Origin of the sequence: Buttiauxella noackiae, assembly GCF_000737905.1 — a bacterium.
Lineage (GTDB): Bacteria > Pseudomonadota > Gammaproteobacteria > Enterobacterales > Enterobacteriaceae > Buttiauxella > Buttiauxella noackiae.
This window is the reverse complement of record NZ_JPRU01000001.1, coordinates 1,213,976-1,239,746: the sequence shown is the minus strand read 5'-3', so window position 1 is coordinate 1,239,746 and position 25,771 is coordinate 1,213,976. Positions and strand designations below refer to the sequence as shown.

At 50.3% G+C, this 25,771-nt stretch carries 29 protein-coding genes; 23 read left to right on the top strand and 6 right to left on the bottom strand.

Annotated features, from left to right (window positions below):
• Positions 1 to 32: 32 nt before the first annotated feature.
• From csgF to csgD, 3 genes are read right to left on the bottom strand one after another with little or no spacing between them, the layout of a single operon-like run.
• Positions 33 to 449, bottom strand: a complete 417-nt coding sequence (gene csgF / locus IX31_RS05720) for a curli production assembly/transport protein CsgF (RefSeq protein ID WP_034456254.1) — start codon at positions 447 to 449, stop codon at positions 33 to 35.
• 9 nt (positions 450 to 458) lie between these two features.
• Positions 459 to 848 carry a curli production assembly/transport protein CsgE gene (csgE, locus tag IX31_RS05715; protein WP_034457184.1) on the bottom strand — a complete coding sequence of 130 codons (390 nt, stop codon included), beginning with the start codon at positions 846 to 848 and terminating at the stop codon, positions 459 to 461.
• Between the two features lie 4 nt (positions 849 to 852).
• Positions 853 to 1,518 (bottom strand): biofilm master transcriptional regulator CsgD, encoded by a 666-nt coding sequence (gene csgD / locus IX31_RS05710; protein WP_034456253.1) that lies wholly within the window; start codon positions 1,516 to 1,518, stop codon positions 853 to 855.
• Between the two features lie 792 nt (positions 1,519 to 2,310).
• Between csgD and csgB the strand changes: the two genes are divergently transcribed.
• From csgB to IX31_RS22045, 21 genes are all read left to right on the top strand, one after another.
• Positions 2,311 to 2,766, top strand: coding sequence for a curli minor subunit CsgB (gene csgB, locus IX31_RS05705; protein ID WP_034456252.1), 456 nt, complete (start codon positions 2,311 to 2,313; stop codon positions 2,764 to 2,766).
• A 47-nt stretch (positions 2,767 to 2,813) separates the two neighbouring features.
• The gene (gene csgA, locus IX31_RS05700; protein ID WP_034456251.1) at positions 2,814 to 3,260 is read left to right on the top strand and encodes a curli major subunit CsgA; all 447 of its coding nucleotides are present in this window, start codon (positions 2,814 to 2,816) and stop codon (positions 3,258 to 3,260) included.
• A 72-nt stretch (positions 3,261 to 3,332) separates the two neighbouring features.
• The gene (gene csgC / locus IX31_RS05695) at positions 3,333 to 3,662 is read left to right on the top strand and encodes a curli assembly chaperone CsgC (protein WP_034456250.1); all 330 of its coding nucleotides are present in this window, start codon (positions 3,333 to 3,335) and stop codon (positions 3,660 to 3,662) included.
• Between the two features lie 126 nt (positions 3,663 to 3,788).
• Positions 3,789 to 4,100, top strand: coding sequence for a hypothetical protein (locus tag IX31_RS05690; RefSeq protein ID WP_241767166.1), 312 nt, complete (start codon positions 3,789 to 3,791; stop codon positions 4,098 to 4,100).
• A gap of 216 nt (positions 4,101 to 4,316) precedes the next feature.
• Positions 4,317 to 5,039 (top strand): beta-ketoacyl synthase chain length factor, encoded by a 723-nt coding sequence (locus IX31_RS05685; protein ID WP_034456248.1) that lies wholly within the window; start codon positions 4,317 to 4,319, stop codon positions 5,037 to 5,039.
• Positions 5,039 to 5,809 (top strand): lysophospholipid acyltransferase family protein, encoded by a 771-nt coding sequence (locus IX31_RS05680; protein ID WP_034456247.1) that lies wholly within the window; start codon positions 5,039 to 5,041, stop codon positions 5,807 to 5,809. Before IX31_RS05685 ends, IX31_RS05680 begins: the two co-directional genes overlap by 1 nt.
• A 39-nt stretch (positions 5,810 to 5,848) precedes the next feature.
• Positions 5,849 to 6,121, top strand: a complete 273-nt coding sequence (locus tag IX31_RS05675; RefSeq protein WP_034456246.1) for a phosphopantetheine-binding protein — start codon at positions 5,849 to 5,851, stop codon at positions 6,119 to 6,121.
• 19 nt (positions 6,122 to 6,140) lie between these two features.
• Positions 6,141 to 6,389 carry an acyl carrier protein gene (locus IX31_RS05670; protein WP_034456245.1) on the top strand — a complete coding sequence of 83 codons (249 nt, stop codon included), beginning with the start codon at positions 6,141 to 6,143 and terminating at the stop codon, positions 6,387 to 6,389.
• Entirely contained in the window at positions 6,364 to 6,963 is a 600-nt protein-coding gene (locus IX31_RS05665) for a COG4648 family protein (RefSeq protein ID WP_241767165.1), read from the top strand. Before IX31_RS05670 ends, IX31_RS05665 begins: the two co-directional genes overlap by 26 nt.
• The gene (locus IX31_RS05660; protein WP_034456244.1) at positions 6,956 to 8,272 is read left to right on the top strand and encodes an AMP-binding protein; all 1,317 of its coding nucleotides are present in this window, start codon (positions 6,956 to 6,958) and stop codon (positions 8,270 to 8,272) included. Before IX31_RS05665 ends, IX31_RS05660 begins: the two co-directional genes overlap by 8 nt.
• On the top strand, positions 8,259 to 8,609 hold the full coding sequence (locus IX31_RS05655) for a 3-hydroxyacyl-ACP dehydratase FabZ family protein (protein WP_034456243.1): 351 nt from the start codon (positions 8,259 to 8,261) through the stop codon (positions 8,607 to 8,609). Before IX31_RS05660 ends, IX31_RS05655 begins: the two co-directional genes overlap by 14 nt.
• The gene (locus IX31_RS05650) at positions 8,600 to 10,294 is read left to right on the top strand and encodes a glycosyltransferase family 2 protein (RefSeq protein ID WP_034456240.1); all 1,695 of its coding nucleotides are present in this window, start codon (positions 8,600 to 8,602) and stop codon (positions 10,292 to 10,294) included. Before IX31_RS05655 ends, IX31_RS05650 begins: the two co-directional genes overlap by 10 nt.
• Positions 10,288 to 10,713 carry an acyl-CoA thioesterase gene (locus IX31_RS05645; RefSeq protein ID WP_034456239.1) on the top strand — a complete coding sequence of 142 codons (426 nt, stop codon included), beginning with the start codon at positions 10,288 to 10,290 and terminating at the stop codon, positions 10,711 to 10,713. The genes IX31_RS05650 and IX31_RS05645 overlap by 7 nt, the downstream gene beginning before the upstream one ends.
• Entirely contained in the window at positions 10,706 to 11,311 is a 606-nt protein-coding gene (locus IX31_RS05640) for an outer membrane lipoprotein carrier protein LolA (RefSeq protein ID WP_034456238.1), read from the top strand. Before IX31_RS05645 ends, IX31_RS05640 begins: the two co-directional genes overlap by 8 nt.
• Positions 11,283 to 13,601 (top strand): MMPL family transporter, encoded by a 2,319-nt coding sequence (locus IX31_RS05635; RefSeq protein WP_034456236.1) that lies wholly within the window; start codon positions 11,283 to 11,285, stop codon positions 13,599 to 13,601. The genes IX31_RS05640 and IX31_RS05635 overlap by 29 nt, the downstream gene beginning before the upstream one ends.
• Positions 13,601 to 14,176 (top strand): DUF3261 domain-containing protein, encoded by a 576-nt coding sequence (locus tag IX31_RS05630; protein WP_034456234.1) that lies wholly within the window; start codon positions 13,601 to 13,603, stop codon positions 14,174 to 14,176. The genes IX31_RS05635 and IX31_RS05630 overlap by 1 nt, the downstream gene beginning before the upstream one ends.
• Positions 14,177 to 14,178: 2 nt before the next feature.
• Positions 14,179 to 15,351 carry a beta-ketoacyl-[acyl-carrier-protein] synthase family protein gene (locus IX31_RS05625; protein ID WP_034456233.1) on the top strand — a complete coding sequence of 391 codons (1,173 nt, stop codon included), beginning with the start codon at positions 14,179 to 14,181 and terminating at the stop codon, positions 15,349 to 15,351.
• Positions 15,344 to 15,802 carry a hotdog family protein gene (locus IX31_RS05620; protein ID WP_034456232.1) on the top strand — a complete coding sequence of 153 codons (459 nt, stop codon included), beginning with the start codon at positions 15,344 to 15,346 and terminating at the stop codon, positions 15,800 to 15,802. The genes IX31_RS05625 and IX31_RS05620 overlap by 8 nt, the downstream gene beginning before the upstream one ends.
• A gap of 12 nt (positions 15,803 to 15,814) precedes the next feature.
• Complete coding sequence (locus IX31_RS05615) at positions 15,815 to 16,546, top strand: 3-ketoacyl-ACP reductase FabG2 (protein ID WP_034456231.1); 732 nt, start codon at positions 15,815 to 15,817, stop codon at positions 16,544 to 16,546.
• Positions 16,543 to 17,772, top strand: a complete 1,230-nt coding sequence (locus IX31_RS05610) for a beta-ketoacyl-ACP synthase (protein ID WP_034456230.1) — start codon at positions 16,543 to 16,545, stop codon at positions 17,770 to 17,772. The genes IX31_RS05615 and IX31_RS05610 overlap by 4 nt, the downstream gene beginning before the upstream one ends.
• Positions 17,772 to 18,377: a 4'-phosphopantetheinyl transferase superfamily protein gene (locus IX31_RS22045; RefSeq protein ID WP_051880558.1), complete on the top strand. Its 606-nt coding sequence runs from the start codon at positions 17,772 to 17,774 to the stop codon at positions 18,375 to 18,377. Before IX31_RS05610 ends, IX31_RS22045 begins: the two co-directional genes overlap by 1 nt.
• A 96-nt stretch (positions 18,378 to 18,473) precedes the next feature.
• Here IX31_RS22045 and IX31_RS05600 read toward each other — a convergent pair whose 3' ends face one another.
• Positions 18,474 to 20,777, bottom strand: a complete 2,304-nt coding sequence (locus IX31_RS05600; protein ID WP_034456228.1) for an Orn/Lys/Arg family decarboxylase — start codon at positions 20,775 to 20,777, stop codon at positions 18,474 to 18,476.
• Positions 20,778 to 20,789: 12 nt separating this feature from the next.
• Positions 20,790 to 22,121, bottom strand: coding sequence for an arginine/agmatine antiporter (gene adiC / locus IX31_RS05595; RefSeq protein ID WP_034456226.1), 1,332 nt, complete (start codon positions 22,119 to 22,121; stop codon positions 20,790 to 20,792).
• Positions 22,122 to 22,370: 249 nt separating this feature from the next.
• Between adiC and ymdB the strand changes: the two genes are divergently transcribed.
• Together ymdB and IX31_RS05585 are read left to right on the top strand one after the other, a co-directional pair.
• Positions 22,371 to 22,895 carry an O-acetyl-ADP-ribose deacetylase gene (ymdB, locus tag IX31_RS05590; protein ID WP_034456224.1) on the top strand — a complete coding sequence of 175 codons (525 nt, stop codon included), beginning with the start codon at positions 22,371 to 22,373 and terminating at the stop codon, positions 22,893 to 22,895.
• Complete coding sequence (locus IX31_RS05585; RefSeq protein WP_081908626.1) at positions 22,846 to 24,333, top strand: phospholipase D family protein; 1,488 nt, start codon at positions 22,846 to 22,848, stop codon at positions 24,331 to 24,333. Before ymdB ends, IX31_RS05585 begins: the two co-directional genes overlap by 50 nt.
• 206 nt (positions 24,334 to 24,539) lie before the next feature.
• On the opposite strand, the gene mdoC is transcribed toward IX31_RS05585, so the two are convergent.
• Positions 24,540 to 25,691, bottom strand: coding sequence for a glucans biosynthesis protein MdoC (gene mdoC, locus IX31_RS05580; RefSeq protein WP_034456223.1), 1,152 nt, complete (start codon positions 25,689 to 25,691; stop codon positions 24,540 to 24,542).
• Positions 25,692 to 25,771: the final 80 nt, after the last annotated feature.

The window sequence follows — 25,771 nt, the reverse complement described above, 5'->3', positions numbered from 1 at the left end:
TCCTTAAATACTTTTTGATTATTTAAGATCCACTAGAAATCAGTAGATGAACTCTGTAAGCCAGAAACCTGAATAGTCGAAGTTTTCCCTGTTTTACGGTCAGTCACATTTAATTGCAGCTGCCCGTCAGAGTTAGCAATATCGACAATATAATCATTGGTTACCATTCGCCCTGGTTTACCGGTATTAATATTGGTTAACAAACCACCGAGAATTTGCGACTGGATTGCCTGAGTGAAGTTATCCAGTGCAGATGGCGTTTCGATACCAAAGTTATCGTCAAAACTCGGGTCTTTATACGAGTTTTGCGCTTGAGCAGAGTTAAGTAAAAAAGACCCGTTATTGGGGTTCCCACCAAAGTTTGGGTTAGTGAACTGGAACGTCATATTTCCCCCCCATGAAAGGGGAGAAATAAGCAGCAAAGATAGAACTGCATGAGTGGCACGCATGACAGCCTCCTAAAATTCATCGCTGGTTAAATCACCGGTGCTCAACAATGTCTTGTCAATTTGCCGGCGATTAATCGCTTGTTCGGTTTGAGCCAATGCGAAATTGACATTACGGTCAAAGTCACGTTTTGAGGGGAATAAAAAAGCCTGAAAAATGACATCCTGATCGACCGTAATGGTTATCCAGCTTCCCCAACGGGCACTGGGTCGCTCATTTATCGTTAAATTTCCGGTAAAACTGCTTTCCCACCTGTCACTAAAGGCACGATAGAACTCGTGCCCAACAGAGGAAACGGTGTGATCCGTTAATAAACCGGGGACTTCCACCTCAACAGCGCGTACCCCCCCGGAGGCGCAGACTAAGATGGACGCCAGCATTAAAGCAGTATGTAATTTCATCGCTTTATCGCCTGAGGTTATCATTTGCCCAGGAAACCGCCTGAGTGCGGTTTTTTACGGATATTTTTTTGAACAAATTATAGAGATGCGTTTTTACCGTGTTTTCACTTATAAATAACGACTGAGCGATTTCGATATTCGAGGCGCCAATACGCAATTTATTAAGTATTTCCTTTTCACGGTGAGTCAGAAGGGACGACTCGACATTATTGAAACGATAATTACCTGAGTGATTAATAAGATAGCTGGCTAATTTTTGTGAGAAGTAGCATTCTCCCTCCATTACACCACGGATACCTTCCACCACACGCGGTTCTTCCTCAGACATATAAAACACACCGTTAATATGTGGCCAGTTTTCTATGTCACGGAATTGATACTCTTCAGGAGTGTTTAATAACAACAACTTAATGCTGTTATGTTTACGACTTAAATTATCTTGCCAATAGTTAATCAGCTTTTTATCGGCCTCGACCATATCGAAAAGCACCACAACATTTCCAGCGACATCCTCAAGAGATCGTTGAATATTATGAAGTTTCCCATTTATAGAGAGAGAGGACTTTAAATGCTGTAATAACGCAGTAGCTTGTAGCGAGGGTTTTGTGATCAATAATAAACTTTGAGCACTTAACCCCTGGCTATTCATTGTACGGACTTCATTAAACATGATGAAACTCCATCCGAGTTTGCGCATCAATCAGCTGAATTAACAGAAAGTTAATTCACCAGAAGTACTGATAGGTGCTGCACTGCTGTGTTTGAAATTAATATAACACTGTCAAATATCGCTAAGTTACGACCTGACTTTATGTGTTAAACAAAATGTTACTGCTGATTTCAATCTAGCGGTTACTAATCTTAAAGCAAGTGTTAAAGCTGTTACAGAATGTAACTGTAGATATTGAAATGTTGCAGTGATGGATTTTTACTATTTAGATTTAGCACTAAAGTTGTACAAATATTATAATTTGCATAATTTTAAAAATCATACAAATTCACATAAATTGTTGATTTTAAATGTTTATTGTATTTTTAATTTATATGTTTTTTAACTTAACATATGTAAATAGTTAACGTTACATCTACCGTTATCAGATTTCTTAAGAAAACTCATCTTCGTGACAGGGTCGTACTAAAAATTGCTGATTGCCAGTCATCTAGTCCCAACCAAACGGCAAGTCCAGCCATGATTAATCTGATGGAATTAAAAAAATTACACTAATTAAAATGATCCATTTTGAACCCATTGTTGTATTTGGTTTTTTTTATTCCACTCATACTTTGTAATGAGGTGAAATATAAAAATACAACATGCGGGTGAGATATTTTAAATGTGTCGACGGACATACTCATTTCCGTAACGCAGCAGTAACTTCTCATTGCAAGCGTTAACAAAATAACCAGCAGCTTAAATTGAGATGATTATTTCAACGGCTGCACCCAGGTCCAGGGTGACAACATGAAAAACAGATCGTTATTTCTGATGTTTGCATTGCTGGGTACGCCTGGTTACGTATTTGCGAATAGTCCTGACCTCGCAAAATCGGAATATAACTTTGCTACAAATGAATTAAGCAAAGCTTCATTTAATCAGGCAGCAATAGTCGGTCAATATGGCAATCATAATAATGCCAGTGTTGATCAAAATGGAACCCGGCAGTTGGCGGTTGTTAATCAGGCAGGATCTGGTAACCGTGCGAACGTCGATCAATCAGGGAGTTATAACGTTGCTTATGTTTCGCAATCAGGCTACGGCAATGATGCAGATATTCAGCAACAATCGTCGGGTAATGCCGCAATTATTATCCAGCAAGGCGCTGCTAATAAGGCCAGCATTATTCAACAGGGCACGCAAAAATCAGCAATTGTTGTACAGAAACAGTCTCAAATGGCGGTACGCGTTATTCAACGTTAATACATGACTATTTGGACTAACATTCTCAATACAATGGGGGTTTCACCATGAACTTTTTCAAAATCGCAGCAATCGCAGCAGTGGTGGTTTCAAGTAGTGCAATGGCTTCAGATCTTCAATTTGGCTGGCCTGGAAATGGTAATGGCAACAATAGCGACCCAGAATCAACAATGAAAGTGTATCAACATGGTGCAAATAACAACGTAACTGCACTACAGGCTGATGCTCGTAAATCTACCGTTGACATTAAACAATTAGGTTCTTCGAATGGTGCAGATGTAGGCCAGGGTGCGGATAACGCAACTATTGACCTGCTGCAAAAAGGTTATGGCAACAATGCAACTATCGATCAATGGGAAGCTAAAGGCTCTACCATTGATGTTAGCCAATATGGTGTCAGAAACGGCGCAGTTGTTAACCAAACAGCCGCTGCCTCTTCAGTTGAATTGACGCAAGCTGGTTATGGCAACCAGGCAAATCTTCAACAGCATTAATTGAAGTTATGCACTATATAAAAACAGGGCCATTGTTGCCCTGTTTTTCTTTTTTAATCGGGAGGACGAAAAATGCATACCTTATTATTACTTGCGGCTCTCGGTAATCAGCTTACTTTTGACACCCGGCAGCAGGGGAATACCTACATAATTGAGCCAGTGGCAACCTTAACCCAGGATTGCCAATGCATGGTCAAACTTACCGCCCAAAGTTCAGGGACCGCAGGCCAGAGTAACAGCAGCCAGAGTCAACGTGTTTTTATCAAAGGTAATGAACCTACCAAATTATCGCGAATGAGCCTTGAGCTTTCTCCGGGCGATCGTGTGACGATTATGGTTACCGTGACGGACGGAAAAGATATTCATCTTGAAAAACAGTGGGCATCTCCGGGTAGCGTTTAACAGTAATATGTTTAATTAATGCTGCGAAGATGTGGATTTTATTTCTTCTGTATACCAGGTTTAACTGTAGCGTTCCCCGTTTTGTGCCGATAACCCTCATACCACTTCAGTTGAGGAGTCCGTAGCGTGAAAACAGTAAGCTTGAGACGTTCAATGCTTTTGCCTATTTTAGTTCTTGTCTTCCCTTTACTTAATGCTCATGCCAGTGGTGGTGTGATTCATTTTCAGGGGGCAATAGTTGAAGATGGTTGTCTTTTATCGCATCAGGAACAATCGGTTAAATTCTCCTGCACACAAAACGGGAAGCCAGTTGTTCAGACGATTGCACTCAATAAGCTGAATAATTATACGGCGAGTGGCGATGCCCCGTTTTCTACCAAAATGCGCTACATAGATGCGCAACACCAACTGGCCGTTCTGGAAGTCACATACCGTTAAAATCAGCGGCCTGTGATTAGCAGGCCGTTGGAATCGATGTATGAATATTTATTTCCCAGTCATTTTGATACTATTCCCCGCCGTTGATGAGTTACTTACGCACAAAATATAAGCGGCTTGAGAAAAACTCCGTAAATTTAAGACTTATTTTATAGTCGGCATAAATCCGAAGATATATATCTGACGTGATGTTGCAGATGAGTGATGGTACAGAGCATGAAGTTAGCGTTTAACATTGTCGACTGGCAGGCCAGTGCTCCAGGTTTATCTGAACATGACGCCTGGCAGGCATGGGGAAAAACCGCAGCTATTATTGATGTTTCTTCTCCGCTTACTAAAAGCCGCCATTTGCCTATGATGACCGCACGCCGTCTGGCGTCAGGTAGCCGCCTTGCTGTTGATTGTGCCCTGGCTATTTTGTCGCGACAAAATGTTGATGCTCTGGTTTTTGCCAGCCGCCATGGTGAGCTGGAACGAAATTTTCGGATTTTAACTGCATTAGCAGACCGGGAAAGTCTTTCACCAACAGATTTTGCAATGTCGGTCCACAATTCTGCGGTAGGCAATACCACGATTGCGGCCCAACAAGCATTGGTTTCGTCCTCTGTTTCCGCAGGATTTGACAGCTTTTCGCAGGCATTAATCGAAGTGGCAGCGCTGCATCATTCCGGGTATCAACGCGTGATGCTGGTAGATTTCGATGGGTTGATACCTGAGTTTTACCACTCTCATCTTCCTGATGAGGTGGTCAGCCTGCCATTTGCAGTGGCTGTGTTGCTTGAGGCTGGCTCGCAGATTCAGTGTGAAACAACACCGAACCAAACTCCTGGTGCACGTGGTTTGCCGCAGGGGCTGGCATTTTTGCACGGCTGGCTCAGTGGCGAGCCAACATTTACCCTTATTGGTGAACGCCTCTGCTGGTGTTGGAGTCGTCATTAATGTGGGGACGCTTTGAATGGTGCTGGCGCGTGCTGATGACCGGTTGGTTGTTCATTCTATTTGGTAGCGGTGGCCTGGCGTTATCTCTGGTGTGGTTTAACTTGCTGTTACTGTTTGTTCGCGATAGTGGCAAGCGCCGTGAGATTGCCCGTCGTAGCATCGCCGCCAGCTTCCGGCTATTTTTACGCATCGGGCGCCTCCTTGGCGTCTTTGATTATCGCTTTGAAAATTGCGAAGAGTTGGCAGGGGATCGGGGATGTTTGATTGTCGCCAACCATCCGACGCTACTGGATTACGTGTTTATCGCTTCACGGGCACCCCATATTGGTTGCCTGGTTAAAGCAAGCCTTGTGAACAATCCCTGTTTTCGCGGGGTGATTAAAGCCGCGGACTATCTGGTTAACAGTCAGGGCGAAACATTACTCCCTGAAAGCCAGAAACGCATTGCGGCAGGGGAGGCGATACTGATTTTCCCGGAAGGGACGCGTACACGCCCGGGCGAACCGCTGGTTATCCAGCGAGGTGCTGCGAATATAGCGGTGCGTTGTGGGTGCGAGCTGCGTCTGGTGCATATCCACTGTGACCAGCGTTATCTGGACAAATACAGCCGTTGGTACCAGATTCCTCAGCGCAAACCGATGATCACCGTGAGTGTTAAACAGCGGATCGCAAGCCAAAGCTTTATGGCAAATCAAGACGATGCTCCTACGATTGCGGCGCGCCGCCTTAGCCAATATTTATGTCAGGAGCTTGTTCCTGATGTTCGTTAAAAGCCCTGTACCAGTGGGCTATAAGACTCGGATAATTATATGGAATCCTTAGAGACCGATATTAAACAACTCATTATCGACACACTGAATCTCGAAGAGATAAGTGTCGATGAGATTGAAAGTGAGGCTGCCTTATTTGGTAATGACGGCCTTGGCCTTGATTCCATTGATGCTCTGGAATTGGGTCTGGCGGTTAAAAAGCGTTATGGTGTGGTGCTATCCGCAGAAAACGAAACGATGCTTGAACATTTTTACTCGGTCGCGAATCTGGCCGCATTTATTAACAGTCAAAACCCTGCGCACAGCGCCTGATTGAAACCACGAGTACGCTATGAATAAAGAAGATATTTATCAGGAAGTCACCGGGTTACTGGTTAAGTTATTTGAACTCTCTCCTGAGCAAATCACCCCGCAATCTCGTCTTTACGAAGATTTGGATCTCGATAGTATCGATGCGGTAGATATGGTTGTGCATCTGCAAAAACGCACCGGTAAAAAAATCAAACCGGAAGATTTTAAAACGGTTCGTACCGTACAGGATGTCGTAGACGCGGTTGAGCGTCTGCAAAGCGGGTCTTAAAAGCGTGCTGGCAAAACGTGCGCTGAGTATTGTCGGAGGGCTAGCCGTAATCGGTTGGCCCTTTGCCGTCTGGTTAGCCCTTTCATATCCAAAATTACACATTTTACTGCCTGTTCTGGCGTTGTGCTTTGTGCTGCGCTTGTGCGCATTGCGTGGCAAAACGGGTGCTTTGAGCCGCGCGTTCAAAGGGCTGGCTATTGCGGGGGCGGTGTTATCACTTGCCAGTATCTGGATGCGTGAAGCGCAGCTTTTGCTGTGGTATCCGGTGGTGGTCAATATGGTGATGCTGGCACTATTTGGCGCTTCGCTTTGGAGTAAGCAGTCTTTGATTGAACGACTGGCTCGCTGGCGTGAAGGGGATCTGCCACCTGCGGGCGTGCGATATACCCGCCGAGTAACGCAAGTGTGGTGCATTTTCTTTATCCTCAATGGCAGCATGGCGCTATTGACCTGTCTTGCGGGTAACATCCACTGGTGGACGTTGTGGAATGGGATGGTGAGTTACCTATTAATGGGCGCGTTATTTACCGGTGAATGGTTGGTGAGGCAGCGGGTGAAACGTCGCTATGAATAATCCTTTACCTCTAAAGCTATGGCTAAGCGGCCGCCATCCGCAACATGTTGTGGCATTTGAAGGGCCGCAGCTTTGGACGCAGGCCGATTTAATCAATGATGTTCAGCGTATTTATGGCTGGCTAAAAACACAGCCGGGTGATCGCTGGGCGCTTTGTCTTGATAACAGCTATGCCTTTATTGCTGCGCTTTTGGCGACACTGCATGCGGGTAAAATCCCTGTGATCCCCGGGCATTGTCGGGAAGCCCAGCTTCAAGAGCAGCAAATGCATTTTTGCGGCGTCATTAGCGATGCGCCGCTCAACCTCAGTTGCCCGGTGATTAACCCGCAAACCCTGGCGTATACGGCAGTTCAATCCTTCGAACCGATTTCTGCCGATGCTGGCGTGGTGCTATTTACCTCAGGTTCTACCGGTGAACCGGCGCAAATCTTCAAAACGCTACAAGCGCTGGATGAAGAGATTGCCTGGCTTGCGGCATTGTGGGGCGAACAGATACGCGATTGCCGCGTGCTGGGCTCGGTATCGCACCAGCATCTCTATGGTTTTACCTTCCGTGTGATGCTGCCGATGGCGCTTGGTCTTGCCAGTGATGCTGTAATGATTCACTTCCCTGAGCAACTGGTGGCGCATTCGACCCATCCTTTATTGTTTATCAGCAGCCCGGCTTTTTTAAAGCGCCTCGATGCGAACCTTGTAGCTCCAACTTTTAAACGCGTGATTTCCGCCGCCGGGAAACTCGATGACGATACCGCACAAAATGCCCGGGCGTGGCTTAAAACACCGGTATCAGAAATTTATGGCACCACTGAAACCGGTGTGCTGGCGTGGCGGCAACATTCGCAAATCTCGCCCGAATGGCGGCCTTTCCCGGAAGTGCGTTTTACCCCGCAGGGTGATGGCTGGCAGGTTGAGTCAGCATTGATTCATCGCCGTTGCGTGCAGTTGGACGATATTCTTGAATTTAGCCCGCAGGGGAGTTTTCGTTTATTAGGTCGCCGCGATCGCATCGTAAAAATTGAAGAAAAGCGCATTTCGCTAAGTGAAATTGAACGCCGATTACTGGCGCTACCCGGTATTGAGGATGCAGCAGTCGTTCCCATTACGCGCGGTAACCGAATTGCGCTGGGGGCGGTGGTGGTTGCTTGTGAACAAACGGCTAACAAACAACTCTGGCGTGAAGCGCTCCGCGCCTGGCTTGAACCAATAGCCATCCCGCGTTACTGGCGTGTCGTCGAGCTTATTCCGCACAATAGCCAGGGCAAGCGTTCATGGGTGCAATTACAGGAGTTATTTAATGAAACCCGTTGAGTTACAGCGCTCGCAACCCGAAGCAGGAAAACTGTGCCTACGTTTAGCTGTTCCAGCGACGGTAGGCTGGTTTGCTGGCCATTTTCCCACTCAACCATTATTACCCGGCGTGGCGCAGCTCGATTGGGTCATGGTTTACGGAGCCATACTTGCACCGGGAATGCGCTTTTGTTCGATTGATAGCGTTAAATTCCAACGCCCGATTGTGCCGGGAAGTGAACTTGAGCTGAATCTGCAATGGGATGCCACGCGCAATATCCTGAGTTTCACTTATACCCTGGTAAACGAAGAGGGTAGGGTTGCTGCCAGCAGTGGGAAAATTAAGCTATGTCCATAACGGCCACCGCTTTTCGCCCTTGTGTGGTGATCCCATGTTATAACCACGGCGCGACAATGGCGGGCGTGCTGAAACGTCTGCAACCTTTTGCTCTGCCGGTCATTATTGTTGATGACGGTAGCGATGCTGCAACAAAGCAGGAGCTGGCTCAATTAACCGGAGTCACCCTTATCCATTTGGAAACCAATCGGGGAAAAGGTGAGGCAGTCATTACCGGCCTTAAAGCGGCGTCACAGGCAGGGTTTACCCATGCTATCCAACTTGATGCTGACGGGCAGCACTGTATTGAAGATGTGCCACGTTTTTTAGATGAAGCGCGCACGCATCCTGGTTGCCTCATTTCTGGAATGCCGGATTACGATGATTCAGTTCCAAAATCGCGTCTTTACGGGCGCTATGTCACGCATGTTTGGGTGTGGATTGAAACTCTCTCACTGTCGTTAAAAGACAGCATGTGTGGGTTCCGCGTTTATCCGCTGGTGGCGACACTTGCGGTTATTGCCAGACATTCCCCAGGTAAAGGCATGGATTTCGATACCGAAATTATGGTGCGTTTATATTGGGCGGGAACCGACAGCCGATTTTTACGCACGCGCGTGATTTACCCGGTCGATGGCCTGTCGCACTTTGATGCATTGCGCGACAATCTGCGCATCTCCTGGATGCACACACGACTGTTCTTCGGCATGCTGCCGCGCATTCCGGCATTGCTTACTCGCCGTCGCCAAAGCGCGCACTGGGCGCAGGTGCCCGAGCGCAAAGGGCTGGCGGGAATGCGCTTAATGCTCAATATCTACCAGCGCTTAGGGCGTCGTGCATTTAACGCGTTGCTTTATCCGGTGGTGGCCTGGATGTGGCTTACGGGTGGTGCACAGCGTAAGGCATCACAGCAGTGGTTAGCTCAGGTTTGCCAACAGGCGCAATGTCTGGGCGTAATGCTGCCTGCGGGGTTAAACAGCTATCGCCATTTCTTACGCTTTGGCGATGCAATGCTGAATAAAATTGCCGCCTGGCGCGGCGATATTCTCTGGGGTAGGGATATTGAATTTGCCCCCGGCAGCCGTGAAGTTTTACAACCGCAGACCGGGCAAGGAAAATTAATCCTCGCCGCACATCTGGGTGATATCGAAGCGAGCCGCGCGCTGGCTCAGGTTGAGGCAGGGCTTGTGATTAATGCGCTTGTCTTTACCGACCATGCCCAGCGCTTTCGTCAGATTATTGAAGAAATTGCTCCACAGGCCGGTGTGAATTTGTTGCCGGTTAGCCATATTGGCCCGGAAACTGCCATGCTTTTGCAAGAAAAACTCGATGCCGGAGAGTGGGTAGCGATTGTCGGTGATCGGGTTGCCGTTAATACGCAACGTGGCGGCGAGCGGCGCGTATGCTGGAGCCCGTTTATGGGCAACCGGGCTCCTTTCCCGCAAGGGCCGTTTATTCTTGCCGCCGCATTACGATGCCCGGTCATTCTGATGATGGTTTTGCGAGAACAGGGAAAATTGCGCATCCACGCTGAGAATTTTGCCGATCCATTGGTGTTGCCACGTGCAACCAGGCAGCAAGCACTACAAGAATATATTGATAATTACGCGCGCCGTCTGGAGTGTTATGCACTGCGTTCGCCGCTCGATTGGTTTAATTTTTATGATTTCTGGCAATTACCACCAGAAAAGGAGTCCGGATGTTAAATGACCCACGTTTTACTGTGGAGGTCAGCATCAAAGTCCCGTTCCATGATGTCGATGCGATGGGGGTTGTGTGGCACGGCAACTATTTCCGCTACTTTGAGGTGGCGCGCGAAGCATTGCTCAACCAATTTGATTATGGCTATCGTGCCATGAGTGAGTCTGGTTATGTCTGGCCAGTGGTCGACACGCGAGTTAAATACCGTGATACGGTGAAATTTGAACAGCAGATTCTGGTGCGAGCCACGGTAGTTGAGTATGAAAACCGCCTGAAAATCGGCTATGAAATTGTGGATGCCCAAAGTGGCAAACGCACCACATCGGGTTACACCATCCAGGTTGCCGTTGAGGCAACAAGCGGAGAACTTTGTTTCGTCTCTCCTCAGATACTTTTTGAACGCATGGGCTTGAGTCATGAATAAGATTATTTTAATGGCCTTGCTGTGTATCAGCTTTATGGCAAACGCAATCACCCTCGATGACGTGCAACGCAGCTTTGCATCGCAGCCGGTGGTGCGGGCTAAATTCCAGCAAGACCGCCAGATTAGTGGGATGGCGCAACCGTTGCATTCCAGCGGTGAAGTATTGATCGCTAAAAGCAAAGGTTTGTGGTGGCAGCAACAGCACCCATTCCCGATGACGCTGGTGCTTGATGATAGCCATATGGTGCAGGTAATGGGCAGTCAGGCCCCGCAAATCATTACCGCGGATAGCAACCCGCAAATGTTCCAGTTCAATCATTTGCTACGCGCTCTATTCCAGGCCGACCGTAAAGTACTCGATGAAAACTTTTCCAGCGCCTTTACCGACCATGGCAATGGCAAATGGCAACTGGTATTAACGCCGACTACCACGCCACTCGATAAGCTGTTTAGCACGATTACACTGGAAGGCGATAAGTACCTTAACCGCATTGCGCTGAATGATTTGCAGGGCGATTTTACCGAAATCACCTTTAGCGACCACCGACCAAATCCACCAAAGTTGACTCATGAAGAGCAGCAGCGCTTCGCTTTCTAATATGCATCGTCGTCTCGCATGGGGCTGGTTTGCGATAGTCGCTCTGCTGGTGGTGTTGCTCGCAACTTTGTTGCCAAAGGCGCGCCTCGACAGCAGTGTGCTGTCGCTGCTGCCCGCCAGCAGCCTCGGTAACATCCCACCACAAATCGAGAACGGTTTTCTGCAACGTCTCGATAGGCAAATGATGTGGATGGTCAGCCCCGGTAATCAACCCGATCCATCTGCCGCACAATGGTGGCAAACGCAACTGCAACAGCAGCCTTTCCTGGAGGGTGTGCAGGGGCCGATGGATGCAAAGGGCCAGCAGGAGTGGGGGAAGTTTTACTTCGATCATCGCAACGGCCTGGTTGATAACCAGACGCGCAGTCGTTTGCAAAATGGCGGCGAAGCTCAGGCACAGTGGGTATTGTCGCAACTCTACTCGGCGTTTTCTGGCGTTAGTGGTAAAGAGCTGACAAACGATCCGCTGATGCTGGTGCGTGGATCACAACTGGCGCTGCAACAAACGGCCAGTCAAATGCGGTTGATGAACGGCTGGCTGGTGGCACGTGATAAACAGGGGCGTTACTGGTATTTGCTGTACGGTGAACTGAAAGGTTCATCGTTTGATATGCAGCAGGGGCGCGTAGCGGTTGAGCAACTGCAAGCCTTGCAGCAAAACCTGAAACAGCACTTCCCGCAGGCTGAAGTGATGTCGCGTGGCACGCTTTTCTACAGTGATTATGCAAGTCAGCAGGCAAAGCATGATGTTTCAACGCTTGGCCTGGCGACGGTGATTGGCGTGTTGCTACTGGTGCTTGCGGTGTTTCGTTCGGTGCGACCTTTACTGCTGTGTGCTACATCGGTTGCTATCGGAGCACTGGCAGGCACCGCTATCACACTACTTTTCTTTGGTGAACTGCACCTGATGACGCTGGTTATGAGCATGAGCATCGTTGGTGTTTCGGCCGATTACACGCTCTATTACCTCACTGAACGCATGGTGCATGGCGGTGAAAACTCGCCTATCTCAAGCTTACGAAAAGTGCTTCCTGCTTTACTGCTGGCGCTCGCGACAACCGCTATTGCCTACCTGATTATGATCCTTGCACCGTTCCCCGGCATTCGCCAACTCGCCGTCTTTGCCGCCAGTGGTTTAATTGCCTCCTGCATGACGGTGGTTTGCTGGTATCCGTTCGCGGTGCGCGGTTTGCCCGTCAGACCGGTGCCGTGCCGCCGGGTGCTCACTGCCTGGCTTGACGCATGGCAGAACAGAATGGCGGTACGCGTTGGGGTGCCGCTCGCCTTGCTGGTGGTTAGCCTCGCGGGAATTGCATCCTTAAAAATCAATGACGATATCGCCAGTTTCCAGGCATTGCCGCAGGATCTGGTACGCGAAGAGCAGGCCATTACCGCTTTGACCGGGCAGGGGATGGACCAGAAATGGTTCGTGGTTTATGGCGACACTGCCGAGCAAACCCTGCAACGGTTGGAAAAGTTGGCTCCTGAGCTTGCAGAGGCTAAAAAACACAAAGCTATCGATAGCTATCGCCTGATTCCGTTAGCCTCTCTTGAGCAGCAACAGGCTGATTTGCATCTGCTGCGCGAAGCCGCCCCCATATTGCAAAAACGCCTCGCTGAAAGCGGTGTTCCGGTGACAGCACCCAATTTACAGCAGATGGCAGTGACCCCAGATCTTTGGCAAAAGAGCGTGATCAGTAGCGGTTGGCGCTTGCTGTGGTTATCGTTGCCGAACGGTAAAAGTGGTGCGCTGGTGCCGGTAAATGGTATTCACAATAGCGAGTTACTTGCCAACATTGCGGCAAAATTGCCGGGGGTAAATTGGGTCGATAGAAAAGTGATGTTTAACGAATTATTCAGCCATTTCCGTAGCTTGTTGACCATTTTACTGGCTGCGGCAGTGGTGGCGATTGCCATCAGTTATGTACTGCGACTGGGTGTAAAACGCGGACTAATAAGTGTTGTACCTTCACTGTTATCGCTCGGTTGCGGGCTTGCAGCACTCGCCTTCAGCGGACATACATTAAACCTGTTCTCGCTCCTGGCGTTGGTGTTAGTCCTCGGGATTGGTATCAATTACACGCTGTTCTTTAGTAACCCACGCGGCACCCCGTTGACGTCGCTTCTGGCAATAAGTGTGGCATTGCTGACCACACTCTTCACATTAGGCATGTTGGTCTTTAGCCAGACCCAGGCCATCGCAAGTTTTGGCATTGTGCTCAGTTGCGGCATCTTCTGTGCATTCCTGACCGCCCCCTTAGCTCTACCTACTCAGGGAAAGAGAGAATAATGAAAATACTACCTACACTGGCATTGTTACTTGGCTCCTTACTATTGAGTGCATGCAGCACAACAAAACCAGATAGCTCAAGGCCGCAGGCCTGGTTAAAAGCCGGCACTTTAGTGACATTGCCCCCACCTGGAATTTCGCCGTCAATTACCCAACAGCAATTGCTGACTGCGCAAGTCAAAGGTAAAACTCAATCATTGATGGTATTGCTCAATGCCGATCAGCAGAAAATCATGCTGGCTGGCTTGTCGCCGTTAGGGATTCGTTTATTCCGCCTGACCTATGACAGCCAGGGCGTGAAAACCGAGCAGTCAATGACGTTGCCAGAATTGCCTCCAGCAAGCCAGGTTCTTGCCGATATTATGTTGAGCTACTGGCCGATAAGCGCCTGGCAGCCGCAGTTACCTAAAGGCTGGACATTAAAAGATATCGATTCCCGACGCGAACTACGAGATGGCCAGGGGGAGTTGATTGAGACAATCCATTATCTGATGCGTAACGGCAGCCGTCAGCCGGTGAGTGTCCACCACCATCGTTTCGGTTATGTCATCAGTATTCAACATCTGGACAGCTAATTATGATTACTCTATCTGCTGCCGGAATGGTCAACGCGTTGGGTAACAACCTTGACGAAATCGCAGCAAATTTACAGGCCAATACGGCACCAGGTATGGGGCCAGATACCGATGGCTGGTTGCAGCAGGGCGAATGTTGGGTCGGACGTATTAATGGCGAACTGCCAGAAATAGCGCCAAAAATGGCCCGGTACAACAGCCGAAATAACCGTTTGTTATTGGCAGCGCTGGCGCAAATTCGCCCGCAGGTGGATGACGCCATTGCACGATATGGAAACGAACGCGTGGCAGTCATATTGGGAACCAGTACTTCAGGGCTTGATGAAGGTGACCGTATGGTCAGCGGTAGCCATGAAGGGACTCCGCCAGCTTCTTATTATTACGGCCAGCAAGAGCTTGGCGATCCTTCACGTTTTCTGAGCGACTATCTACAACTTTTTGGCCCGGCGTTGACGATTTCAACCGCCTGTTCTTCCAGCGCCAGGGCGATAATTACCGGCAAACGGCTGATTGAATCGGGCATGGTGGACGCCGCGATTGTGGGTGGCGCAGATACCCTTAGCCGGATGCCCATCAACGGTTTCAATAGTCTGGAATCATTAAGTGACGTGCGTTGCAAACCGTTTAGCGCCGAGCGTAACGGTATTACTATCGGTGAAGCAGGTGCGTTGATTTTACTGACGAAAGAGCCGGGGAAAGTCTGTTTACTGGGTGTCGGTGAGTCGTCAGATGCCTGGCATATGTCGGCTCCGCATCCTGAAGGTGTGGGCGCAATCCGTGCGATAGAGATGGCGCTGCGCGAGGCAAAACTCGCCGCTACCGATATTGGCTATATTAATATGCACGGCACTGCCACGCGACTGAATGACGAAATCGAGGCCAAAGTGGTGAATCAACTTTTTGGCGAAAGCGTGCCGGCCAGTTCCACTAAACACCTTACCGGGCATACGTTAGGCGCTGCGGGTGCTTGTGAAGCGGTGCTCTGTTATTTGCTGTTAGAGCGCGACTTACTGCTACCTGCGCAAGATTTCACTGACGCGCATCAAGACATGAGCCTTGCGGCCTGTGGTCTACTCACCGCGCCACAACCATTCCTCAAACCGATAATGCTTTCGAACTCATTTGCTTTTGGCGGCAATAATGCTTGCCTGATTTTTGGAGTTTCACATGACTGATTTTCTTGCCCCACACCACTACTTGCCGCACGAAGCACCCATGTGCTTGCTCGAATCGGTAGTGTCGGTGGAACAAGAAAGTGCGCATTGTCGGGTAACGGTGAGCAACCTCGGTGTGCTTGCACCTTTTCTTGATGCCGAAGGCAATTTACCGGGCTGGTTTGCTATCGAACTGATTGCCCAGACGGTCGGCGTGTGGTCAGGCTGGCATGCGAAAAAAAACGGTGAAGAAGAAAGCCTGGTCGGAATGCTGCTGGGTGGGCGTGGTATACGCTGCCCGGCAGGCGTTTTCCCGCAAGGTGCGCGACTGGAGTGTCATGTCACGCTGCTGATGCGCGATGACAAAATTGGTAGTTTCGAAGGACAAATTCTCGCGGACGGCAACGTACTGGCGAGCGGGCGAGTTAATACATATCAGCCTGATAATAATGAATTAAAACAATTATTTTGATGAGATAGCAAGATGACACAGACGGTATTAGTAACCGGAGCCAGCAAGGGGATTGGCAAGGCGATTGCCCTGGGGCTTGCCGCCGACGGATTTGCGGTGGTGGTGCACTACCATCGTGACGAAGCGGGCGCACAACAAACACTTGAGCAAATTAAGGCTCAGGGCGGAAAAGGGCGCGTGATGCAGTTTGATAGCTCAGACCGCAGCCAGTGCCGCAGCGTTATTGAAGCGGACATCGAAACCCACGGCGCGTACTGGGGCGTGGTCAACAACGCCGGGATCACGCGTGACGGCGCATTCCCCGCGCTCAGCGATGACGACTGGGACGGCGTGATTCGTACCAATCTCGACAGCTTTTACAACGTGATCCAGCCGTGCGTGATGCCGATGATTGGCCTGCGCAAAGGCGGGCGTATTATTACGCTTTCTTCGGTTTCCGGCCTGATGGGCAATCGTGGCCAGGTGAACTATAGCGCCGCAAAAGCGGGCATTATTGGTGCGACGAAAGCGCTGGCGATTGAACTGGCGAAACGCAAAATCACCGTTAACTGTATCGCACCGGGCTTGATTGATACCGGCATGATTGAAATGGAAGAGGCGGCGCTAAGTGAGGCGATGCGCATGATTCCATTGCAACGCATGGGCAGCCCTGAAGAAGTGGCAGGACTTGCGCGTTATTTAATGTCACCGCTTGCAGGTTATGTCACGCGCCAGGTTATCTCCATCAACGGAGGTATGTTGTGATTAAGCGTGTAGTCGTAACCGGAATGGGTGGCGTGACCGCTTTTGGCACTAACTGGCAGGATGTAGCTGCGGGTTTGAAGTCTGGTAAAAACGCGGTTCGCCATATGCCAGAGTGGCAAGTTTACGATGGGCTGAACACCATGCTCGGTGCGCCGGTCGATAATTTTACTTTGCCGGAGCACTACACGCGAAAGCGTATTCGGGCGATGGGGCGCGTTTCTCTGCTTGCGACAAGGGCAACGGAGCTGGCATTAATTCAGGCAGGGTTGCTCGACGACCCCATTCTCACCAGTGGTGAAACCGGTATTGCCTACGGATCTTCGACCGGTAGCACCGGGCCGGTGAGCGAGTTTGCCACCATGCTCACTGAAAAACATACCCGCAATATTACCGGTACGACCTATGTGCAGATGATGCCGCATACTGCCGCGGTCAATACCGGATTGTTTTTTGGCTTACGTGGACGCGTTATTCCCACCTCCAGTGCTTGCACCTCCGGTAGTCAGGCGATTGGTTATGCATGGGAAGCGATTCGTCATGGTTACCAGACCGTGATGGTAGCGGGTGGTGCGGAAGAATTGTGCCCGTCGGAAGCGGCAGTGTTTGATACGCTGTTTGCCACCAGCCAGCGCAACGACCAGCCGCAAACCACGCCATCGCCGTTTGATATGAAGCGCGACGGCCTGGTGATTGGTGAAGGTGCGGGTACGTTGATCCTTGAAGATCTCGATCATGCTTTAGCGCGCGGCGCGACGATCTACGCTGAAATCGTCGGTTTTCATACCAACTGCGATGCCGCGCATATCACGCAGCCGCAGAAAGAAACCATGCAAATCTGTATTGAGCGCGGCCTGCGTTCGGCAGGGCTTGAGGCTCGGGACATTGGTTATATTAACGCCCATGGCACCGCAACCGATCGCGGTGACATTGCTGAAAGTCACGCGACTGCGGCAATTTTTGGTGCCAATACGCCTATCTCTTCATTGAAAAGTTACTTCGGCCATACGCTTGGTGCCTGCGGCGCGCTGGAAGCGTGGATGAGTATCGAAATGATGCGTGAAGGCTGGTTTGCCGAAACGCTAAATTTGACCAGGCCGGACGAGGCGTGTGGCGAACTGGATTACATCATGGGCGAAGCGCGCAAGATCGACACGGAGTTTGTGCAGAGTAATAACTTCGCCTTCGGTGGCATCAACACCTCGCTAGTTCTACGTCGTTGGCAGTAATGGATTACCGGCTGGCGTTTGGCGATGTGGCGCGTTTATCTGATGACGCGCTGGTCAAATGCTGGCTGTCGCCAGAGCTAGTGGCGGCAGCACCAGCCGGAAACCGTCGCCCTGTCTGGCTTGCGGGAAGAGTTCTGCTGGCGATGTTGGCAGAAAAAAAAGCACTACCGCTGCTGGAAACAGGGCCGAATGGTAAACCTCAGCATCCTGAGCTGCCGCATTTTAATATCAGCAATAGTGCGACGAGTGTCGCGGTGCTGCTGGGCGACAATGCGGTGGGTTGTGATATAGAACTGTTGCGCCCGAGAAAGCGTTATCTGGCCGTGGCGCAGCACAGTTTTACGCCGGAACTTTACCGCTGGCTGGAAAATTTACCCACAGATATCCAGCTACCCGCTTTCTGGAAATTATGGACTGCTCATGAAGCGGTGGTGAAACAGCAGGGCGGAACGGTGTGGCAAATCCCGGCGCTGAATTTGCCGCTGGAAACGCTATGCCCACCGGGCCGCCATCTGATTCATCTTTGTGTTCACAACACGCTAATTGCTTGTTGTGGCGAGGTTTCGTTTCCGGATGATTTTTCTCCGACCCTCATCATTGCCTGATTTTGTCGGGTGGCGCTGGCGCTTACCCGACCTACCAAAGGCTGTTGTAGGGTGGATAAGCGAAGCGCCATCCACCGCTACACATCCACCGTTCTTTTACTCCTTCAATGCCCAGATGTGATAAACCCCATCGATAAGTTCGGCACCTTCCAGCTCTTTCTCAAAACCGGGGAATTTCTCTCCCCACTGGGCAATACTACGGATGTATTTCAGCCATGGACCGTCCGCTGCACCGAAGCTTTCACCCGGCATTACAATTGGAATGCCCGGAGGGTAGGGAATTACGCCGACTGCAGAAATACGGTTCGGTAATTGGTCGATAGGTAAATGGTCTGCTTTGCCTGCCATATGTTGTTGGAAGGCAATGCGCGGGCGTGTTACCGGCACCGGAATATTACCGAACGCCTCCGCCTGTAGTTTGTCCATCTGGCTGGTTTTCATGTAGTTAAACATCTCATCGCACAGATCTTTTAGCCCCATTCCCGCATAACGCGCGGCATCAGCACTGATAAGATCGGGCAAGCAGCGTTTGAGCTGCGTGTTGTTGTCGTAGTCATCTTTAAACTCCAGCAACACGTTAATCAGCGTGCCCCATTTGCCTTTTGTTACGCCGATGGAGAACAGGCACAGCACCATAAAATCGGTAGTACGCGAAGGCACAATGCCGCGCTCGCCAAGGTATGCTGTCACCATCGCGGCAGGAATGCCTGACTCCAGTAAGTTGCCATCATCGCCCATGCCCGGCGCCAGAATCCCGGCTTTAATCGGATCAAGTAAACACCACTCATCTTCCAGTTGCTCAAAGCCGTGCCATTTATCGCCCGGCTTTAGTGTCCAGCAGGACGGATCCGTGGTGAGCTGTTCCCGCGAAGCCTTGGCAAACGGCACTTGCGCACCGGAAGCATCGGTGATAGTGGGGGCGTTCCACGGCGAGAAGAACCATTCACCTTTTTTGGCAAACGCCGCATGCACTTTTGCCAGTGCGAGGCGGAAATCCACCGCTTCGACAATCACTTCTTGCGTCAGCGCCTCACCCTGGCCGCCGTCCATCATCGCCGCGCCAATTTCATTGGAGGCAATTATGGCGTACAGCGGCGAGGTGGTGGCCTGCAACATGTAAGACTCATTAAAGCGCGAATGTTCGACCGGTTTTTTGCCGTTACGGATATGGATGTAAGACGACTGCGACAGCGCTGCCAGCAGTTTGTGTGTGGAATGTGTGGCAAAAACCGTCGGCCCGTTGCTGTCGAAATCTTTGGGGTCACCGCGCATCGCAAAGCGGCCTTTGTACATTGGGTTGAAACGAGCATAAGCATACCAGGCTTCATCAAAGTGAATCTGGTCAACGCTTTGCGCCAGCAGTTCTTGCGCCGCTTCCGCGTGGTAACACATGCCGTCGTAGGTGCAATTGGTGACCACCGCATACACAGGTTTATCGCTGACAACTTCATGTTTTAACGGGTTGGCGTCAATCGCCGCACGAATACTTTCGGGGGTAAATTGCCGTTTGGGAATAGGCCCGATTATGCCAAAGCGGTTGCGTGTCGGCACAAAATAGACCGGCAGTGCGCCGGTCATCACTAACCCTTGCTCGATGGATTTATGGCAGTTGCGGTCGCAGAGCGCGATTTCCAGTTCGCCAACCACCGCCTGCATAATGGCGCGGTTCGAACCGGACGTGCCGTTTAAAACCGAGTAACTCCGGTGCGCGCCAAATACTTCTGCGGCATAAGTTTCTGAGGCTTTAATTGGCCCGCTGTGGTCCAGCAGCGAGCCCATGGCTGCGCGTTCAATACCGGTATCGGTGCGGAATAAATTCTCGCCAAAGAAATCGAGAAACTCTCGCCCCACTGCCGATTTGGTAAAGGCCACGCCACCCTGATGCCCCGGTGCTGCCCACGAATATTCCGGGTTTTCCAATGTGTAATTAAACAGCGCCCGGGTGAATGGAGGGAGTAGTTGCTCGTAATAGCGCTGGATTAACGAACGCGCTCGAGCAGCAATAAATTCGGCAGTATCTTCGTGCATCCAGACGAACTCATTCACCAGGCGCATTGAATCGAGCGTCAGCGTATCCACGCAAGAGTGCTCGGCCATCAGCAGCACCGGCACGCTCTTGTTGCGTCGGCGAATAGTTTGCAATAGCGCGAACGCCTGGCTGTGGGAGGCGTCGTCGTTGCCACCGGAAGTCCAGTCAACAAAGATGCAGCACAGCGAGGCATCGGATGTCACCGTTGCGATACCATCTTCAAATGTTGCCGCTGAAATCACGGCAAAATTGTTCTCTTCCAGCGCTTCAATTAGCTCTGAGACTGCGCGCCCGTTGGCGGTGTTAACGTCCTGGATACTGCTGTCGACCACCAGGATTTTGCGTTTTTGATGGGTGCCTAAATCAAGCATAGCGATCTCCAGTTAGTCGTTAACCACAGGTTTATCCAGCGGGTAGGGGTTTTTATGGCGACGGTTATAGTTAATGGTATACATCGCAGTAATCACCATAATCGCAACGAACGACCACATCACTTCCGAGGCGCCGGACCCGACGACGGCCCAGATACAGTAAACAAAAGCGATCAGCGTGATGAACAGGAACGGCAGGCGTTGGTTGCCCATATGCCCCTGGCCGACCAGCATTAACGCCGCGCAGGTGTAGATATAAGGCACTAGCGTAAAGATAACGGATACCGATGAGACAACGGCAAACTGCGAGGTGGCATCCGGGGAGATACTGGCGAGCTGGAAGAGGGTCATCAGGACGCCAACAATCAGCAGGCCGTAGACCGGCGTTTGGTCTTTATTCACTTTGGCAAAAATTGGTGGGAATAACCCGTCATCGGCGGCGGCTTTTGCCGTTTGCCCGGCCAGTAGCGTCCAGCCTCCAAGGCTGCCCAAACAACCAGCGGCGGCACAAAATGAAACAATCGCCCCGGCCATCGGTCCCAGCGCCATACGCGCCGCATCACCAAACGGCGAGGCAGAAACTTTCAGCTCGGCGTTGGGGATCATGCCCATAATCGCGGTGCTGGAAAGCACGTAGCAAACTGCGGCGATCAACACCCCGCCGATAGTCGCGATAGGCACGTTGCGTTTGGGATTTTTTACTACCGCTGCGGCGACTGACGCACTTTCAACGCCGATGAATGACCACAGCGTCACGCTCAGCGTGCTCTGGATAGCACCAAACGTCCCCTTACCGCTGACGTTCCAGGCTTCCATGTAGGTATCACTTTTAAACCAGAACCAGCCTAAAACCGCGACGGCGACTATTGGGATCAGCGCCAGAATAGTGGCGACCGCCTGCACGCGGGTGATCATTTTCGGGCCGATGATATTAAGGCCTACGAACAGCCACAGAATGGCAATACAGGTGACGGTCAGTGGCCAGGGCTGGTTTAACATCGGGAAGAAATAACTTAGGTAGCCGACGCCGATAACCACCATGGCGACGTTACCAATCCAGCAGGCCAGCCAGTAAAGCAGGTTGGTTTGATAACCGAGGAACGGGCCAAAGGCCCGCCGCGCGTACGCATAAGAACCACCGGGGCTGTCATCGAGAGACGACATTTTGGCATACACCATCGACAACGACAGCGCGCCGATAATCGTCACCATCCAACCAAAAATGGCAATCCCGCCGGTTGCTGCAAGGTTTGCCGGGAGTAGGAAAACCCCGGAACCCATGATATTGCCTGCCACCATTAACATCACCGGGACCAGCCCGACTTTTTGCGCTTCACTAGCCATAGAACCTCTCCTGAAAATGAAGTAGCTACTGGAATGTTTACGTGCACATTTCAGATCTCATTTTTGCGGCAAAAGCGCCTTGCTCAGGTGCGCCTGCAAATAAAAAGTGCTTCAGGTGTATTGGAACTTTTTTGTAGTAAATGAGAAAAAATCAGAACTTAGGTGATATTGAGAAATCCTTACGAAGTGATATACGTCTGCTGTTCGCTAAGTTTAGACTACGATCAAAGACTAACTGGAGATTTCCCAATGAGTGAAAGAATGTCGGTGATACAAGGTGATATCACCCGCGTTGAGGTTGACGTGATAGTCAATGCGGCGAATCCATCCCTGATGGGAGGTGGCGGTGTTGATGGTGCTATTCATCGGGCTGCCGGGCCTGCGTTATTGGCTGCCTGCCAGGTTATTCGCCAACATCACGGCGAATGTGCACCAGGACATGCGGTGATTACCGAAGCAGGAAATATTCCGGTTAAAGCTGTGATTCACGCGGTTGGTCCGGTGTGGCACGGTGGTGAAAAAAATGAAGCTGAATTACTTGAACAGACCTACCGCAATAGCCTCGATTTAGCGGCAGCTAATAGCTATCGCACGATTGCGTTCCCGGCGATCAGCACCGGTGCGTATGGTTATCCGAAAGAGCTGGCAGCAAAAATAGCCGTTGATACCGTCTACCGTTATATCGGTCTGCGCCCATTACCTGAACAGGTGGTTTTTGTCTGTTTTGACGACGAAAACACCCATATTTACGAGCAACTACTTGCCCAACTCTAATGTGAAGAACGATCACGCAACGCGCCTCGGAAGGGCGATTTCTCCTGCGACAAGTGAGCATCCTGGGCTTAGCGGTATACATCCGCTCGCGGATAGCCTGGATGCGTTTACGGCGCGCTATCTGCTGTGCGGCATGGCGGAGAAAACCCTCGATGTGCAGTATTACATTTGGCAGGATGATATGTCCGGGCGGCTAATGTTTAGCGCGCTACTGGCGGCGGCAGATCGCGGAGTGAAAGTCAGACTGTTGCTTGACGATAACAACACCAACGGCCTTGATGATACGTTAGCGCTTCTGAACGCCCATCCTCAGATAGAAATTCGCCTTTTTAATCCCTTTTCATTCCGCCTGTTTCGCGCCATTGGTTATCTGACCGACTTTGCCAGGCTTAACCGCCGTATGCACAACAAATCATTCACTGTTGACGGTGAAACCACGATTATTGGCGGTCGAAATGTGGGGGACGCTTACTTTGGTGTGGGTAAACAACCGCTGTTTTCAGACTTAGATGTGCTGGCCATCGGCCCGGTTGTTGAGGATGTTAGCCAGGATTTTGAGCGCTACTGGAACAGCCAGTGTGTCTCGACGCTTGAAAAGGTGCTGGATGTTGATACAGATGCTTTACAGCAGCGGGTACAACTTCCAGATAACTGGCGTGATGACCCGACGGCGCGTCGCTATCTTGACCGACTGACAACCAGCCAGTTTGCGACCGACCTGGTCGCCCGCACGCTGGAAATGTACTGGGCGAAAACACGCTTACTCAGTGATGACCCGCGCAAGGGGCAGGGCAGAGCGCGCAACCACACGTTACTGCCGCAACGTCTGATGAATGTGATTGGCATGCCAGAGCGTGAGATAGACATTATCTCAGCCTATTTTGTGCCAACTCGCGCGGGTATCGCGCAAATCTTAGGTCTTGTGCGTAAAGGGGTAAAAATAGCCATCCTGACGAACTCACTTGCCGCCAATGATGTGGCGGTAGTTCATGCTGGTTATGCGCGTTGGCGTAAAAAACTGATGCGTCACGGGGTCGAGCTTTATGAGTTAAAGCCCGAACAGGATGGCCAGCGCAGACCCCATGACCGTGGCTTAACGGGGAATTCAGGCTCCAGCCTGCATGCCAAAACGTTTAGTGTGGATAAACAAAAAGTGTTTATCGGCTCTTTTAATTTTGACCCGCGTTCCGCAATGCTCAATACCGAGATGGGTTTTGTGATTGAAAGTGAGGCGCTGGCACAGGATATTCACCAACGTTTTACCCAAAGCCAGAAAGAGAATGCCTGGGCGCTGCGTCTGGATAAGTGGGGGCGGGTGAATTGGGTGGAACACAGTGAAGGCAAAGAGATTGTCTGGAAGAAAGAGCCGCACACCCGCTTTTGGCAGCGGGTGTTGGTGAGATTGGTGTATCGCTTGCCTATTGAGTGGCTACTCTAAAACTCTTCATACTTCGAGCTGCAGCGTTGTTGGCTGCACTCACAAACCCCAGTCACTTACTTAAGTAAGCTCCTGGGGATTGATGAGCCTCGTCCATGAGGCTCACCCTTCGGGCCAGCGCAAGCGCTGTTCAAATCTGTTCCTGACAGATTTGTTGTTCCCTTGCCGCCTGGCTGCAACTCGAATTATTTTGAGTTTCCGGAGAGTTAACTCGTCACTTTCACTGCGATATTCTGCGGCTTGCCGGAAAACAGGAAACGCAGCAATGGAATGCGCAGGTGAATTTCATAAAGAATCACGGCGATTCCCACCACAAAAACTAACCCGGTGATAAAGCCCAGCGCATTTGAAGCGATATGCGGAGTGATGTATGCGCCAAAGAATAGCGTCAATGGGTGGTGTACCAGATAAATAAACAGTGAAGCATTCACAAAGTAGGTGACACGTTTTGAATGGAAATTCAGTAGCTTATGACCCAGTGAGAACACCACGTTAACCATCCACAAACCCAGCACCATGGTAATCACACTCTCGGTTTCGTACATCCAGGCATCGCCGCTACCGTAACGTTGGTTAAGCAGATAGGCGCAAAATGCCAGTGCTGCCCCTACCGCACACCATGGAGACGGTGTGGTAAATAGCGCTTTTAACTGTGGGCGTACAAACACCAGAGCCCCCAGCAGGAAGAAGGGTAGATAAAACAGCGTTTGCATGACGACGAAGTTAAATAATCCATCACTTAATATCGGTGAGTAAATAATAAAAATAGTACGGCGAATAACGCCATATAAAATACCAAACCCCAGGAAAGCGACTGAGAGTTTTCCTAAAGTAATAGAAGATGGACTATTTTCTGCTGAAACAGCCATGCGTGCTTTCATCTGTTGAAACAAAAATAAACATACGGTTGTAAGTACTACCATCACTAACAAGAACCACAAATGAGAAACCAGCTCCCACACCAGGGTGTTGTATTTTTCATAAGGTGTCAGGCCGGGCCAATTTTTGGCTTTGTCATTAACGTGTTGCAGCATTAAAAATTGCGGCAGTGTGAGCAAGGGTATCGCGGTGAGCATCGGGATGCCGACCCGTTCTACACGCACCTTCCACCAGCGTTTAAGCGGGTAGCGCAAAAAGAGCATGTAAGAGAAATAACCTGAAATGACAAAAAACACCTGCATGCGAAAGGCGTGAATAAAGTCATTAAATAGAGTTAAACCCCACGAGGCTTCGGCGCTGTTGACGTGCCAGTGATGGCTTGAATAAATGAGCGAGATATGAAACGGGATGCCTAAAAGCATTAGCCAGGCCCTGATAGAATCCAGGAAAAACTCGCGTTGTTGTGGTGCGTTACTCATAATACTCCAAACATTATCGGACGAATCGCCTTATCCTTAAGAACATATCCCAATAGGCTTAAAGTCCCGAACGGTATCAA